Raw genomic sequence first — 14027 nt, 5'->3', positions numbered from 1 at the left:
TATCAATGCGCCCGAAGGGACTCGAACCCCCGGCCCACTGCTTAGAAGGCAGTTGCTCTATCCACCTGAGCTACGGGCGCACGTTGTTATCCCATTGGGTTCCTGTATGGCGGCAGTGTGTGTCGGCACACGCTGCGAGAAGTATAATACCATACTCGGGGGACCCTGTCAAGAACAAATTTGAAAATTCCCGTTTTTTCTTTTTCCGCGTTTCGCAGGGCCGGGAACTTACAACAGCCACATGCCCACAGCCCCCAGCCCGAAGCCCAGGGCAGCGCCAAAGAGAACGTCCGGCACCGAGTGCACTCCTACCAGTACCCGCAGTGCACAGATGAGCAGGGTGATGATGACCATAGCGACGCCCACGGCCGGGAAAAAGCGGAGCCAGGTCATGGCCAGCACGGCGGCACTCAGCGCGTGGCGGGAGGGGAACGAGTGGCCTTTGGTCTCCTTGGCCACCAGCGGCACAAATCCGGGCTGCTCATAGGGGCGGGGGCGGTTCAGCCGGGCCCGCAGGGCCGTGCCGAACCAGAACGTGATGCCCGGCACGAGAATGGCCCGGGCAATCTGCTGCATAAAATCAAGGGCGGCGGCAGAGCCCACCCGCAGCAGGGCGAACCACTGCACATTCAAGATGACCAGCAGCACCGGGTAGCAGACGAACGGCACGGCCGGAAGCCAATGGTTGCAGAAGAGGACCAGCTGGCGCAGGGTGGGCCGGGCATCCAGCCCATCGCGTATTTTACGGTATTGTTCCGGGGTCATGGAACATCCCTCCCGAAAAAGAAATCAGAAACAGGTATCCAGATAGTTTTCCACATCAAAAGGCTCGGGTGTGGAATCCTTGCGCAGGTAGAGCGGGTGGTGCGGGTGGCCCTTTTTGCTCCGCTTGCCGAACGTGACCCACGGAATGTCCCGCTCCCGGGTCAGGGCCACCATCTCCCGCATCAGGCCGGGCAGGTAATCCCGCTTTTCGATCAGGGTGCCCCAGGCGGCCCACATGGTGGGTTCCGTCTCGGCCAGTACCGCCCGCAGCCAGAGCAGATTTTCGTCACAGAGGGCGCGGTCCGGGGTCTTGTCCATATCGTTGGGGTCGGTGGCACGCTGGGGGTAAACGTTGAACATGATCCAGCTGTCGAACCCGTTGGCGGCGGCCAGCCGCTCCACGCTTTTCAGGGTGGGGTCCAGCGCGCCGGGCTGGGCGGTGCTGGGGTTGATGCCGATGCAGACCAGCGGGTGGCGGCCCACCCGGCCCAGCACAAAACGGTAGGGCTGGTAAGTATGGGGCTCGTAATACCAGACCCCGCCGGGATATTCGCCTGCTTCCAGTCTGGGCAGCTGCTGTGTATTCATATACTGGTACCTCTTTACTTCGATCGTTTCTCCTATCGTACCTGAAATTTTGCAAGAATTCAACACCTTTGCCGGAGAAAAGTTCCACAAAGCGGAATTTCATGGTATACTGTACCCGGGGCAGCGCGGGCAGACTGCAGCGCCCCGTTTCTCAGAAGAAATAATTGGAACTCGTTTTTGAAAAGGAGTCCTGCCGATGCTGGAAGATTACAGAAACGCCCTGCGCGCGGGTCAGCGCGCTACCCGTGCCGCGCAGGCACGCGGTCAGTCGCCCTACCTGGCGGTACTGGACGATATTTTAAGAGGTGTCAACATTGTGGCACAGGAGCCGCTGGGGCTGGTGGACATCCCGGCCGAGAGCATTGTGGGCACCAAAACGGCGGGCCGCCACACGGCCTTTGCCCCCAATTTCATGCCGATCCTGGAAGCCGACAGCGAGTTTGCCCGCAAGTGGTCCAACCTCTGCGACGCCCATCTGGAAGAAGGCATCCGGTATCCCGTTACGGCCTACGAATACCTGAACAAATTCTATGTGGAAGAGGGCAACAAGCGGGTCTCGGTGCTCAAGTACTATGAGGCGGTCAAGATCCCCGGCACCGTGACCCGGCTGGTGCCGGAGCGGAACGAGACGCTGGAAAACAAGATCTACTATGAGTTCCTGGATTTTTACAAGCTCTCCAAGATCAACTATGTCCATTTCTCCCGGCTGGGCGGCTATGCCAAATTGCAGACGCTGGCCTGCAAGGCTACGGGCGAGAGCTGGACAGACGACGACCGGCTGAATTTCGCTTCCCTTTACACCATGTTCAGCCAGCAGTTCTATGCACTGGGCGGCTCGGCCCTTGGGCTGACGCCCGGCGATGCGCTGCTGGTGTACCTGGCGGTTTACCGCTACTCCGACGCCATTGAATCCACCCCTGCCCAGGTGCGGGAGAACCTCTCCAAGCTCTGGGATGAGATCAAGATCCTGACCCGGCCGCAGGCGGTGGAGCTGCAGCTGGAGCCCGCCACCAAGCAGGGCGCGGAACCGCTGCTCAGCAAGCTGAATATTTTCAGCCCGCGGCCCAGTGAGCTGCGGGTGGTGCTCCTGCACGAGCACAACGCCCAGACCAGTGCCTGGGTGCGGGGTCAGGATAAGGGCCGGGACGCGCTGCTCAAGGCGTTCCCGGGCCGGGTGCGTGTCAGCTGCCGGGAAAACGTCAACCCGGAGGTGGATGCGGAGCAGGTGCTGGAAGATGTGGCCCATGACAATGCCGACATCGTGTTTACCACCAGCGCCCGGATGCACCCCGCCTGCCTGAAAGTGGCGGCGCAGCACCCCGGCACCCGGTTTTTGAACTGTTCCCTCAACGCGCCCCACCCGCTGGTGCGCACCTATTACCCCCGCACCTATGAGGTAACGTATCTGCTGGGAATGCTGGCGGGCATCACCTCCCGCTCCGACCATGTGGGCTATGTGGCGGCAAACCCGGTCTACGGCGTGCCGGCGGCCATCAATGCCTTTGTACAGGGGCTCAGGAGCGTCCGGCCAGAGGGCAGAGTGGTCCTCCGCTGGGCCTGCCTGCCGGACCCGGCCCATCCGCTGGATTTCTCGGACCGGAAAGACATTGAAGTCTTCTATGCCCGGGATGACCGGGAGCCGGAGGGCACCCACCGGGACTACGGCCTCTGCCGCCGTCTGCCGGACGGCATTTTGCAGCCCATCGGCCTGCCGGAATGGCGGTGGGACACGTTCTTCATCGAGATCGTCCGCTCGGTGTTCGACGGCACCTGGAACAGCGCCAACGGCCGCGCCATCAACTACTGGTGGGGCATGAGGAGCGGCGCGGAGCAGATCAGCTACAGCGCCGGGCAGAACAGCGGCACCATGCAGCTGCTGCGGCTGGTGGAAAAGCAGATCGCAAAGGACGATGTGCAGGTGTTCCCCAGCGAGGAGTACGCCCAGGGCCACCGCAAGCAGGGCGCTGCCACCGGCATTTACACTCCTCAGGAGCTGATGAAGATGGACTGGCTGGACGAGTGCGTGGAGGGCGAGATGCCCCGGTACGAAGAGCTGAATGTCAAGAGCCGGTTCCTGCTGGAAGTCAACGGGCTGGACCGCTACAAGGACATGCCGCGGTAAAAAAAGAAGAACGGAATGGAGCAGTGCGAAACGTGAAAATACTTGCAATTTCCGATGTCCCCTCCAAAGCGTTGTGGGATTACTGCACCCGGGAGAAGCTGGCAGGCGTGGACATCATCCTCTCCTGCGGGGATCTGCCCAAGAAATATTTGGAGTATCTGACCAACTTTACCGCAGCCCCCATTTTGTATGTTCACGGCAACCACGATGGCAGCTATAAGGGCGATGAGCCCGGCGGCTGCATCTGCGTGGACGATGAAGTTTATATCTGGAAAGGGCTCCGCATCATGGGGCTGGGCGGGTGCATCCGGTATAACCGGGAGGACACCTACCAGTACACCGAAAAAGAGATGCGGCGCCGTGCCCGAAAACTCTGGTTCAAGGCCCACCGGGCGGGCGGCATCGACCTGCTGCTGACCCACGCCCCGGCCAAAGGCCTGAACGACGGCGGCGACAAGGCCCACATGGGGTTTGAGACGTTCAACGGCCTGCTGGAAGATTACCAGCCCAAGTGGTTCGTGCACGGGCATGTGCACCTGAGCTACGACGCCAAACTCCCCCGCGTCTGCACCCATGGCCGGACGACGGTCATCAACGCCACAGAGCGGTACCTGTTTGAGATCCCCGATCCGGACCCGACCGCCCGGCAAAAATTCTTTTGGAAAAATCCGGCCTTTACGACCGAGAATTGAGGTATGAATCCCATGGAAAAACAACATGCGTTGCAGCAGCTGGAACAGCTGCAGAAAAAGCTCTACGCCATCCACTACGCCTGTTCGGCCATGAACCTGGATGCCGACACCGTGGCCCCGAAGAACACCTCAGAGGGCCGGGGTGTGGCGCTGGGTGTGCTGGCAGGCGAGGAGCAGCAGCTCATGATCTGCCCCGAGACCCGAGCCCTGCTGGATGAGCTGGACCGCCAAAAGGACGAGCTGGATCTTCTCCACCGCCGCGAGGTGGAGGAGCTGCGCCGCCGCTGTGACCAGCTGACCCGCATCCCTGCCGAAGAGTATATCGCCTACAGTGAGCTGGTGAACAAAGCGGGAGATGTCTGGCACAAGGCAAAAGAAAAAGATGACTTTGCAATGTTCTGCCCCCTGCTGCAGGAGCTGGTAGAGTATAACCGCAAATTTGCCGCCTATTACGACAGCACCAGAGCCCCCTATGATGCCCTCCTGAACGAGTACGAGCGGGGCGTGGATACCAAAATGCTGGACGAATTTTTTGCCACTCTGCGCCAGACCATTGTGCCGCTGCTGCAGAAGATTGCCCGGAAGCCCCAGATCGACGACAGCTTCCTGCACAACTATTATCCGGTGGACAAGCAGAAAGCCTTTGCGGATGATCTGATGCAGGTCATGGGGCTGGACCGGGGCCACTGCGGCCTGGGCGAGACGGAGCATCCGTTCACGCTGGAATTCAACAACAAGGACGTCCGCATTACCACGAACTACGACACCCGCAATGTGGCGTCCTCCATGTACTCTGTCCTGCACGAGGGCGGCCATGCTCTGTATGAACTGGGCATCCGGGACGACTTGCAGTATACCTGCCTGGCAGGCGGCGTCTCCATGGGCGTGCACGAGAGCCAGTCCCGCTTCTATGAAAATCTGGTGGGCCGCTCCCGGGGCTTCATCGAGGCCATCTACCCCACGGTGCAGCAATTCTTCCCGGAGCAGCTGGGCGGCGTGAGCGCCGAGCAGTTCTACCGGGCGGTCAACAAGGCCCAGCCCAGCCTCGTCCGCACCGAGTCCGACGAGCTGACCTACTGCCTGCACGTCATGGTGCGGTATGAGATCGAAAAGCAGCTCATCGGCGGCACGCTGGAAGCCACGGATGTCCCGGCGGAATGGGCGAAGCTCTACAAAGAATATCTCGGCATCGACGTCCCCAACGACCGGGACGGCTGCCTGCAGGACAGCCACTGGTCCGGCGGCGCGTTCGGCTACTTTCCCTCCTACGCGCTGGGCAACGCCTACGGTGCCCAGATGCTCCACAACATGGAGCAGGACGTGGATGTGGAGGACAGCATCGCAAAGGGCGAGCTGGCCCCCATCACAGCCTGGCTGCACGAGAAAGTGCACCAGTACGGCGGGCTGTATGTCCCGGCGGATGTGGTCAAGAACGCCTGCGGCACCTTTGACCCGCACTACTACACCGACTACCTGACCCGGAAATTCAGTGAGCTGTACGGCCTGTAACACCCGGAAATAACAAAAAAGACTGCGGCAGAGGGAATGACCTTTCTGCGGCAGTCTTTTTTGTTTCCTGTTTTCTTGGGGCTGGGGGAGTATGAGAGGAGTCATCGCAGGGAAAATTACAGCTCCAGTTTGCCGGAAACTTTGTTGATGACGTAGTAAGCAGCGCCCTCTTCGGGTTTGACGTAAACCTTGCAGGACTGGACGCCCACTTTGTGGGTGGTGCGGTAATCGGCCTTGGCGCGCTCGACCACATCGGTGATGTTGTACTGGTTTCCGCCGTACTCCACATAGACCTCAGGAGTAAGGGGAGGACGGCCGCGGCGCGCAGGGGTGCCGGAAGCTTTGCGGGTCTTCGGTTCCGAGGCGGGCACTTCAGCAGCCGGTGCTGCAGGGACAGCAGTCTTTTTCTCGGACATATCTTCTACCTTCTTTCGTAAAAATGCATGTTCGTGGGAACGGTTTGGATGACTCCGGAAAACTTAGGTGCGATGTTCCAATCTTTTTTGGAAACACTTGCTTATATAATAAAATTTTGTGCGTCATTTGTAAAGCGTTTTTTCAAAAATCCGGTCCAATTTCGCAAAGAAACGGCCCGGCAAACTCATTTTTGCAGAAATTACGCCCTTACGGCTGAAAATAAGGGCTGAAACGGGCGAAAAAAACAGTACCGCCCCGGCGGATCGCGGCAGCAAAACACCGGGGCGGTTACAGGAAAGTTTATCGGCCGCAGAGTGCCTCCGCCCGCTGGACCACGGGCAGGAGCAGGTCTTCGTCCCAGTCCTCGGCCAGCACAAACAGGTCCTGGTCGATCACTTCCTGGGCGGCGGCATCCGGGCGGCCCTGCGCCAGCTGGAACACACAACGCAGCATCCGCAGCTTGAGGGCGCGGATGTTTTCCGGGGCCGTCCACAACCGGGCCAAATCGTAATTATCGGTGTTGCCGCAGCGCATCGTGCAGGTGGCGCAGTTGGGGGCCACGCGGTGCTTTTCGGTCTCCACGATCCGGGTCATCCGGGCCAATGCTTCCTCGGCAGCGTCGGCGTTCGCCGCCTGCCGCAGCCCGGCGGCAAGGATGCGGTCAGTGTCTTCGGTCTTGGGCTCGTTGACCGTGGAGCGGGCAAGCCCCACAAGGGCCCCCAGCAGCACATCCCGCTGACGCTGTGCCGGGGTGCAAGGGGCAGAAAGAATGGGTTCCATAGTGTTTCTCCTTTTGAATGGATCGTTTGGGTTATGCAGACCGAATCGATGAAAACTCAGCAGTCCAATAAAGCGCGGGCTTTGGATTGGATCGCTGCTTCCAGAAGATGCAGGCGCTGAGAACTCAGGTTATATCGGGGATGCTTTTTAAAGTGGAAATTCAGCAGATGCCGAAGAGCCTCTCGTTGCTTTGCTTCCATGACATGGCGGGCAACTTCATCAAAATCAGCATAAAGCGCAGGAGATAATGTCTTTTCCTGCTGGGGAATGTTTGCAAGGTCGGAATCCAATGCATAGCAATACAAAGATAAGCCATTGTCAAAGATGGGGGCAGGCTGAAGAAGTTTGTTCGTGTGACTATCTACCAGAAAACCGAAATTTCCAAGATGTCTGTCTGTATTGCGGATCACGGCATCAAATACCAGCATGTCAGAAAGGCTTTCTTTCCAGCCATGGCGGTCATACCAGGCGATGATCTCTGTAATACGGGAAGTATCCATTAAAGTGGAAGCGGGGATAAAAGAAATCTCTTTGCTGGTAAAGAGTTTACAGGTGGAGCAAAGCTGGCCTTTCCACATGGAAAGACTGTAATAGATATGGTCGAGCCCCATGGCGGCTGCAACCTGAGCGGAATAGAATTCGGAAAAAGGCTCTTTCCCGGTATTGGCAAAACCGCTTGTACCGCCCTTATAAAGGTAAATTTCACCTTTCACCCTGCGCCAGGCTTTTGGAAGCATCCCGTTTGTTGTAAACTCAGGAGAAGAACGAAACTTTGAAAGCGGGGAACTGCCATAGCCGGTAAAAGCAATTTGCGATAAAACCTGGCTGAAACGATTGTCAAACAGGTTGACCTGCTGAAAAGTTTTTTTATCATCGGGGGTCGTGACCCAATAGCAGTCGATCAGAGAAAGACCTTTGCAGACTGACAAAATTCCGATGAAATCATTCTCGCTCAGACCGTTTTTGGAGAGAAAATTTTGAACATAAGCCCGATTGGCAGGAATGGTGCGATGCCGGAGCCAACGCTCTAAAGAGGAATCGGTGGCTTCCGTGCCAAGAGGAAGCCTGGCTCTTTTGGATGGATCAAAAGAGGTGATATGGACCTCTGTGCCGTTTAACGTCCGATGAGCTGTAAAAGAGAGCAGGATATCATCAAACAGCTTCAATACAAATTCCATAATCGCTGTTCTCCAATCTGTACGGTGATGAATGTTTCTGAATCTATTGTAGCTTTTTTGCGAAGCAGAAACAAGAGAGAACAAAAGAAAAGGGAAATCCTTTTCTTGGATGGGATACGAGACACTCTCTCGTTTCCTTTTGCGCAAAAATGTGGTATACTCTGTTATCGGAAAAATTCGTGCAGGGGAAATTCCCTGCCGTGAAAGAGGTAGGATATGAAAGCACACATTGCACGCAACCAGAACGCCGGGGTGCCGCTGGCGCTGGGGTGGAATCTCTCGGCGGCAGATCGGGGCATTCTGGAGGGAATGGCACCGGCCTTTGGAATGAAACTGCTGCTCGTCTCGCCTGCCGACGCGGGCAAGACCGTGGCCCAGCTGCTGGGCGAGGTGGAGACGAAAGCGGCCCGCACGCTGGTGCTGGAGCCGGGTGCGTACCCGCCCGCGCTGGTGCTGGCAAACTTCAGGGAAAAAGATGTGGACACCCTGCTGGACCTGATGAAGCAGGCCAAGGTGAATATCCCGCTCAAGGCCATCGTGACGCCCAGCAATAAAAACTGGGTCTTCGGCGACCTGTTGGCCCACCTGCAGGAAGAGCACGCAGCCTTTACCGCGGCGGCAAAGGAGCAGGCATGAGCATCCGCGAGAAACTGAAACAATGGAAGCGCCTTGCCGCCGGAGCGACGGCTGCGGTGCTCTGTGCAGGGCTTCTGGCAGGCTGCACGGGAAAGAACCCGGCAGGCTCTTCGGATGGCACAGCGGCGCAGGAGGGGCCTCAGCGCTACTCCACCATCTTTTATGATGCCTTTGACACGGTGACCCAGGTCATTGCCTACTGCGACAGCGAGGAAGAGTTTACCCGGCAGATGGACGCCCTCCACGCCGACCTGCTGGAGTATCACCAGCTCTATGATATCTACAACGACTACGACGGCGTGACCAATATCAAGACCATCAACGACAACGCGGGCACTGCCCCGGTGCAGGTGGACGATAAAATCCTGGGGATGCTGGAGCTGGCCCGGCAGATGTACAATACCACTGACGGCAAGCTGAACATTGCCATGGGCAGCGTGCTCCGCATCTGGCACGATTACCGGGAGGCCGCCGGGCAGACCGAGACGGACGCGGACAACAAGCTGCCCAGCCAGGAAGAGCTGGACGCCGCCGCCCGGCACTGCGACATCAACAACCTTGTCATGGATGAAGAAGCCAAAACCGTTTATCTGGCGGACCCGGAAATGTCGCTGGATGTGGGCAGCGTGGGCAAGGGCTACGCCGTGGAAATGGTGGCCCAGGCCGCTGAGGCCCGGGGCCTGACCAGCGCCCTCATCAGCGTGGGGGGCAACCTGCGGGCCATCGGCACGAAGCCCGACGGCTCCCAGTGGTCCGGCGGCGTGGAGAACCCGTGGAACGCCTCGGAGTTTTATACCTCCGATTCCTCCTATGTGGCGGCGGTGAACATGAGCGATATGGCGCTTGTGACCAGCGGCGACTACCAGCGGTATTACGTCGTGGACGGTGTGCGCTACCACCATCTGATCGACCCGGCCACCCTCTGGCCCGCCGCTTACTTCAACGGCGTCAGCGTGCTGGCCCCGGACTCCGGCGTGGCCGACTGCCTGACCACCGGCCTGTTCTGTATGCCGCTGGAAGAGGGCCAGAAGATCGTGGAAAGCCTCGACGGCGTGGAAGCCCTCTGGTGCACCACCGATGGACAGCTTGTGACGTCCAGCGGGTGGAGCAGCCACGAGAAAAAGTAACAGAAAGCGAAAGTCCCCTCTTCGTCACGGTTCTTGCTCCAATGACGAAGAGGGGACTTTTGTATATTACATATCAAGAATATTTCCGCGCGTTCACTCTTCCATGCAGGCATACCTTGCCATTAGGACAGCCCCGCCGGTCACGAGTGCGGCGACAAGCTCCACCACCCAGACAGATGCCACTGCACTGAGCAGAACGGACAGCGAGTCGATGACAAAGTGGAACAGGTAGGCCCGCACCAGCTCCATGGGGGCCTTTTTGCGGATGGACTGGAACACCAGAATCGACAGGCTCAGATGGAGCACCACCGCAATGATCCGCTCTACGCCGCCTGCAAAAAACGTCAAGCTCGATGTCGTCCACAGCGCCGAAAGAGCCGCTGCCGTGTCTGCCGCCTTCTCTGCGTTAAGAGTCGCCAGCTGTGCAGACATGGTGCCGGAATTTATCATCACGGCACCTGCGATGTTGCTGATAGATGCCACGCCGCACAGAAGCATTGCCTCCATGCCGCCGTGTCCGGCACCATACATAAAGGCATTCGGAAAATCCATCGGCTTCACCAGAAACCTCATGGCGATGTAACGACCGGTCTCTTCAAAAAGAGCTGCCATCAGGCCGCCATAGACTGCGTATAGGATCACGCTTCCAGTCAGCGCTTCTCCGGCCAGCTGGAACACGATGCGATGGATGGCAGCTTCCAGCATCAGCACCATCACGAAGAAAACGCCGCACCCGATAAAGAACGGTGCAGCCTTCGCACCCAGCTTCTTCTTTGCGTAAACAAAGAGGCCTATGGGAAGTGCGAAGGAGACGACAAGGGAAAACACCATGCCTGCGATGCTTGCCCCGGGTACCATACCTACTGTCATAGTTATCCTCCCTGCCGATATACCATCGGCGCTTTTGCAAGGCCTGCCCCCGGAGGGGAGCAGGGTCATTCAATATCCAGCTCCGGCGGCAGGTCGATCTGATCGGAGACGTACCGGCCGTTCTTTTTGCGCTGACGCACACACTCGGTGAGGAGATACTCGATCTGCCCGTTCACCGAGCGGAAATCGTCCTCAGCCCATGCGGCAAGGGCCTCGTAGAGCTTTGCGTTCAGGCGCAGGGGGATCTGCTTTTTGGGCTCTGCCATCAGTACAGGCTGCCGCTGTTCACGATGGGCTGTGCGTCCCGGTTGCCGCAGAGCACCACCAGCAGGTTGGAGACCATGGCCGCTTTACGTTCGTCATCCAACTCCACCACTTTGTTTTCGCTCAGCCGGTCCAGTGCCATCTCCACCATGCCCACGGCGCCGTCCACGATCATCTTGCGGGCGTCGATGATGGCGCTGGCCTGCTGGCGCTGGAGCATCACTGCGGCGATCTCCGGCGCATAGGCCAGATAGGTGATCCGGGCCTCCACCACTTCGATGCCTGCCTCAGCCACGTTTTTCTGGATCTCGTCCCGGATGCGGGCCGCCACCACCTCCGAGGAGCCCCGCAGGCTGCCCTCGTCGGCCACGCCGTCTCCGGTGGTGTCCACGTTGGGGGCCACATCGTAGGGGTACACCCGCACCACGTTCCGCAGGGCGCTGTCACACTGGAGGGAGAGGTACTCCTTGTAGTTGTCCACATTGAACACCGCCTTGGCAGTGTCGGTGACCCGCCAGATCACGGCGATGCCGATCTCCACCGGGTTGCCCAGACAGTCGTTGATCTTCTGCCGGGAGTTGTTCAGGGTCATCATCTTCAGGGAGATCTTTTTGCTTACGCTGCTTGAGGCGAGCTGGCTGTTCTGGCCGCTGACGCTCAGCAGGGCGGCTGCGCCGCTCTCCTTGCTGGTCACGTCCCCGCTCTGGCTCAGCCGGGTGCCTGCGGCAGGGTTGACGGCGGCGCAGAAGGGGTTTACCCAGTAAAAGCCCTGGCCTTTCAGGGTGCCCACATAATCGCCAAAGAGGGTAAGTACCAGCGCCTCCTGGGGCTTGAGTACCTTCAGGCCGCAGAACAGAAAAATGCCTGCGATCCAATAGCCAATGGACAAAATCAGCAGCGGGATGCCAAGAAGCAGCCGGTCGTCCTCCAGCAGCAGGACGCTGTAAACGAACAGGGCAATGGATGCCACATAGCCCAGCAGGGTGAGCAGCAGTGCCGCCATGCCGTTTTTGCGGGCGTTCAAAATTTTCTCTTCCATAACAGTTCCCTCCTTATGGGATCGGAAACGTTTCTTTGTGATATCAAAATCATATCACTTTGCCGCACCGCTGTCAAGAGAGGGACGCAAAAAAAGAGCCCGCCCCGCCGCAGGTGCGGCAAGGGCAGGCCCTCTTGTCTGGAAAATGTGGAAACGCCGCCGGATAAAACGGGAAAGGAGCGTCAGCGTTTATATTTGGCCGCGGTCTGCAAACGCTGCATGGCGCGGTCAAGGGCGATCTTGGTCTGGTAATACTCGTGCATGCTCTGCTTATGCTGCAGGCGCTCGGCGGCGCGGATGCGGGCCGCCTCGGCACGGTTGCGGTCGATGTCCTCGGGGCGCTCGGCGCTGTCCACCAGGAGCAGCACGAACGTGGGGGTCACTTCGGCAATGCCGTCGCCCACCAGCACCTCATGCTCCTCGCCGTTGACGGTGAAGTGCATCAGCCCCATGTGGAGGGCCACCAGCACCGGGTTGTGCCCGGCCTGCACGCCGTACACGCCATCACTGGTGGGCAGGGTCAGGCTCTCGCAGTCGCCCTGATAGAACTCGCCGCTGGAAGCCGTGATGTTCAGGATGAACTTGTCCATCAGACGGCACCGCCCTTTTCCTCGGCCAGCTTGTCGGCATACTTCTTCTTGGCGTCGTCGAGGGTGCCCACGTTGAAGAATGCCCACTCAGGGATGTCGTCGCACTCGCCGTCCACGATGGCGGCAAAGCCCTTGACGGTCTCGGCCAGCGGGACATACTTGCCGGGCAGGCCGGTGAAGTTCTCAGCCACCGAGAACGGCTGGGAGAGGAACTTTTGCAGCTTGCGGGCACGGGTGACGGTGAGCTTGTCTTCCTCGCCCAGCTCGTCCATGCCCAGGATGGCGATGATGTCCTGCAGCTCCTGATAGCGCTGCAGGGTGGCCTGCACCTTGCGGGCCACGCGGTAATGCTCCTCGCCCACGATGTCGGCTTCCAGAATACGGGAGGTGGAAGCCAGCGGATCCACGGCGGGGTAGATGCCCTGCTCCACGATCTTACGGCTCAGGACGGTGGTGGCGTCCAGATGTGCGAACGTGGTGGCGGGAGCCGGGTCGGTCAGGTCGTCGGCGGGGACGTAAACGGCCTGCACCGAGGTGATGGAGCCGTCGCGGGTGGAGGTGATGCGCTCCTGCAGGGCACCCAGCTCATTGGCCAGCGTAGGCTGGTAGCCAACGGCGGAGGGCATACGGCCCATCAGAGCGGAGACCTCGGAGCCTGCCTGCACGAAACGGAAGATGTTATCAATGAAGAGCAGCACGTCTTTATGGGTCTCTTCACGGAAGTACTCCGCCATGGTCAGGCCGGTCTCGGCCACGCGCATACGGGCTCCTGGGGGTTCGTTCATCTGACCAAAGACCAGCGCGGTCTTGTTCAGAACACCGGAGGCGTTCATCTCGCCCCAGAGGTCACAGCCCTCACGGGAGCGCTCGCCGACACCGGTAAAGATGGAGTAGCCGCCGTGCTCGGTGGCCACATTGTGGATCAGCTCCTGGATCAGGACGGTCTTGCCGACACCGGCACCGCCAAACAGGCCGATCTTGCCGCCCTTGGCATAGGGGGCCAGCAGGTCGATGACCTTGATGCCCGTTTCCAGGATCTCAGTTGCAGGTTTCTGCTCAGCAAAGCTGGGGGCCTTGCGGTGGATGGGCCAGTGCGGCACATCGTCCACCGGGCCCTTGCCGTCGATGGGGCGGCCCAGGGGGTCGAACATGCGGCCCAGCGTGGCCTCGCCCACGGGGGCGGTCAGGCCGTGGCCCGTTGCGTTCACGGTCATGCCCTTGCCCAGACCCTCGCTGGCAGAAAGCATGATGCAGCGCACGGTAGTCTCATTGACATGCTGCGCTACTTCCATGGTGCGCTCGGTGCCCTCAGCGGACACGGTGAGCGCTTCCTGCAGGGCAGGCAGCTTGCCCGCGGTGAACTGCACGTCCACCACAGGGCCCGCTACGCGGATAATAGTTCCCTGTATCATACGTTTTGCCTCTTGTAATCATTGTGTGAAACCTCTCA

General features: G+C 59.3%; 15 protein-coding genes and 1 tRNA gene. 5 read left to right on the top strand and 11 right to left on the bottom strand.

Annotated elements, in window-relative coordinates; translation table 11 throughout:
• Positions 1 to 6: 6 nt before the first annotated feature.
• The 3 genes from C4N22_RS08130 to C4N22_RS08120 all read right to left on the bottom strand — a co-directional run bounded on the left by C4N22_RS08130 (position 7) and on the right by C4N22_RS08120 (position 1353).
• Positions 7 to 80, bottom strand: a tRNA-Arg gene (locus tag C4N22_RS08130).
• 148 nt (positions 81 to 228) lie between these two features.
• Positions 229 to 765 carry a phosphatase PAP2 family protein gene (locus C4N22_RS08125; RefSeq protein ID WP_112148601.1) on the bottom strand — a complete coding sequence of 179 codons (537 nt, stop codon included), beginning with the start codon at positions 763 to 765 and terminating at the stop codon, positions 229 to 231.
• Between the two features lie 24 nt (positions 766 to 789).
• Entirely contained in the window at positions 790 to 1353 is a 564-nt protein-coding gene (locus C4N22_RS08120) for a DUF1643 domain-containing protein (protein ID WP_112148600.1), read from the bottom strand.
• A 196-nt stretch (positions 1354 to 1549) separates the two neighbouring features.
• Here C4N22_RS08120 and C4N22_RS08115 point away from each other — a divergent pair, with 196 nt between their 5' ends.
• Genes C4N22_RS08115 through C4N22_RS08105 form a run of 3 tightly spaced genes read left to right on the top strand, consistent with a single transcriptional unit; the run spans position 1550 to position 5676 of the window.
• Complete coding sequence (locus C4N22_RS08115) at positions 1550 to 3475, top strand: BMP family ABC transporter substrate-binding protein (protein WP_112148599.1); 1926 nt, start codon at positions 1550 to 1552, stop codon at positions 3473 to 3475.
• 32 nt (positions 3476 to 3507) lie between these two features.
• Entirely contained in the window at positions 3508 to 4167 is a 660-nt protein-coding gene (locus tag C4N22_RS08110; RefSeq protein ID WP_112148598.1) for a metallophosphoesterase family protein, read from the top strand.
• A 12-nt stretch (positions 4168 to 4179) separates the two neighbouring features.
• The gene (locus tag C4N22_RS08105; RefSeq protein ID WP_112148745.1) at positions 4180 to 5676 is read left to right on the top strand and encodes a carboxypeptidase M32; all 1497 of its coding nucleotides are present in this window, start codon (positions 4180 to 4182) and stop codon (positions 5674 to 5676) included.
• 116 nt (positions 5677 to 5792) lie between these two features.
• Here C4N22_RS08105 and C4N22_RS08100 read toward each other — a convergent pair whose 3' ends face one another.
• From C4N22_RS08100 to C4N22_RS08090, 3 genes are all read right to left on the bottom strand, one after another.
• Positions 5793 to 6092 carry a DUF6465 family protein gene (locus C4N22_RS08100; protein ID WP_112116030.1) on the bottom strand — a complete coding sequence of 100 codons (300 nt, stop codon included), beginning with the start codon at positions 6090 to 6092 and terminating at the stop codon, positions 5793 to 5795.
• A 301-nt stretch (positions 6093 to 6393) separates the two neighbouring features.
• A complete protein-coding gene (locus tag C4N22_RS08095; RefSeq protein WP_112148597.1) occupies positions 6394 to 6873 on the bottom strand; it encodes a hypothetical protein in 480 nt (159 codons plus the stop codon).
• Between the two features lie 56 nt (positions 6874 to 6929).
• A complete protein-coding gene (locus C4N22_RS08090; RefSeq protein ID WP_112148596.1) occupies positions 6930 to 8051 on the bottom strand; it encodes an XRE family transcriptional regulator in 1122 nt (373 codons plus the stop codon).
• Positions 8052 to 8267: 216 nt separating this feature from the next.
• Between C4N22_RS08090 and C4N22_RS08085 the strand changes: the two genes are divergently transcribed.
• The gene (locus C4N22_RS08085) at positions 8268 to 8687 is read left to right on the top strand and encodes a DUF3783 domain-containing protein (RefSeq protein ID WP_112148595.1); all 420 of its coding nucleotides are present in this window, start codon (positions 8268 to 8270) and stop codon (positions 8685 to 8687) included.
• Positions 8684 to 9814, top strand: coding sequence for an FAD:protein FMN transferase (locus tag C4N22_RS08080; protein ID WP_112148594.1), 1131 nt, complete (start codon positions 8684 to 8686; stop codon positions 9812 to 9814). Before C4N22_RS08085 ends, C4N22_RS08080 begins: the two co-directional genes overlap by 4 nt.
• Before the next feature lie 93 nt (positions 9815 to 9907).
• On the opposite strand, the gene C4N22_RS08075 is transcribed toward C4N22_RS08080, so the two are convergent.
• The 5 genes from C4N22_RS08075 to atpD form a co-directional block, all read right to left on the bottom strand.
• On the bottom strand, positions 9908 to 10684 hold the full coding sequence (locus C4N22_RS08075; protein WP_181567190.1) for a YhfC family intramembrane metalloprotease: 777 nt from the start codon (positions 10682 to 10684) through the stop codon (positions 9908 to 9910).
• 65 nt (positions 10685 to 10749) lie between these two features.
• A complete protein-coding gene (locus tag C4N22_RS08070; protein WP_015563606.1) occupies positions 10750 to 10950 on the bottom strand; it encodes a hypothetical protein in 201 nt (66 codons plus the stop codon).
• Positions 10950 to 11987, bottom strand: coding sequence for an SPFH domain-containing protein (locus C4N22_RS08065; protein ID WP_112116024.1), 1038 nt, complete (start codon positions 11985 to 11987; stop codon positions 10950 to 10952). Before C4N22_RS08065 ends, C4N22_RS08070 begins: the two co-directional genes overlap by 1 nt.
• A gap of 182 nt (positions 11988 to 12169) precedes the next feature.
• A complete protein-coding gene (atpC, locus tag C4N22_RS08060) occupies positions 12170 to 12577 on the bottom strand; it encodes an ATP synthase F1 subunit epsilon (RefSeq protein WP_022256646.1) in 408 nt (135 codons plus the stop codon).
• Positions 12577 to 13989, bottom strand: coding sequence for a F0F1 ATP synthase subunit beta (gene atpD / locus C4N22_RS08055; protein WP_022256645.1), 1413 nt, complete (start codon positions 13987 to 13989; stop codon positions 12577 to 12579). The genes atpC and atpD overlap by 1 nt, the downstream gene beginning before the upstream one ends.
• Positions 13990 to 14027 lie beyond the last annotated feature (38 nt).

It is taken from the genome of Faecalibacterium prausnitzii (assembly GCF_003287495.1).
Classification (GTDB): domain Bacteria; phylum Bacillota; class Clostridia; order Oscillospirales; family Ruminococcaceae; genus Faecalibacterium; species Faecalibacterium prausnitzii_I.
The sequence above is the reverse complement of the archived record's forward strand: the minus strand, read 5'-3'. Positions and strand labels throughout refer to the sequence as shown.

Coding starts and splice junctions, on each gene's coding strand:
- C4N22_RS08080 (WP_112148594.1), top strand. CDS start 8,684: ATGAGCATCCGCGAGAAACTGAAACAATGGAAGCGCCTTGCCGCCGGA.
- C4N22_RS08090 (WP_112148596.1), bottom strand. CDS start 8,051: ATGGAATTTGTATTGAAGCTGTTTGATGATATCCTGCTCTCTTTTACA.
- C4N22_RS08085 (WP_112148595.1), top strand. CDS start 8,268: ATGAAAGCACACATTGCACGCAACCAGAACGCCGGGGTGCCGCTGGCG.
- atpD (WP_022256645.1), bottom strand. CDS start 13,989: ATGATACAGGGAACTATTATCCGCGTAGCGGGCCCTGTGGTGGACGTG.
- C4N22_RS08095 (WP_112148597.1), bottom strand. CDS start 6,873: ATGGAACCCATTCTTTCTGCCCCTTGCACCCCGGCACAGCGTCAGCGG.
- C4N22_RS08075 (WP_181567190.1), bottom strand. CDS start 10,684: ATGACAGTAGGTATGGTACCCGGGGCAAGCATCGCAGGCATGGTGTTT.
- C4N22_RS08065 (WP_112116024.1), bottom strand. CDS start 11,987: ATGGAAGAGAAAATTTTGAACGCCCGCAAAAACGGCATGGCGGCACTG.
- C4N22_RS08105 (WP_112148745.1), top strand. CDS start 4,180: ATGGAAAAACAACATGCGTTGCAGCAGCTGGAACAGCTGCAGAAAAAG.
- C4N22_RS08115 (WP_112148599.1), top strand. CDS start 1,550: ATGCTGGAAGATTACAGAAACGCCCTGCGCGCGGGTCAGCGCGCTACC.
- C4N22_RS08125 (WP_112148601.1), bottom strand. CDS start 765: ATGACCCCGGAACAATACCGTAAAATACGCGATGGGCTGGATGCCCGG.
- atpC (WP_022256646.1), bottom strand. CDS start 12,577: ATGGACAAGTTCATCCTGAACATCACGGCTTCCAGCGGCGAGTTCTAT.
- C4N22_RS08070 (WP_015563606.1), bottom strand. CDS start 10,950: ATGGCAGAGCCCAAAAAGCAGATCCCCCTGCGCCTGAACGCAAAGCTC.
- C4N22_RS08120 (WP_112148600.1), bottom strand. CDS start 1,353: ATGAATACACAGCAGCTGCCCAGACTGGAAGCAGGCGAATATCCCGGC.
- C4N22_RS08100 (WP_112116030.1), bottom strand. CDS start 6,092: ATGTCCGAGAAAAAGACTGCTGTCCCTGCAGCACCGGCTGCTGAAGTG.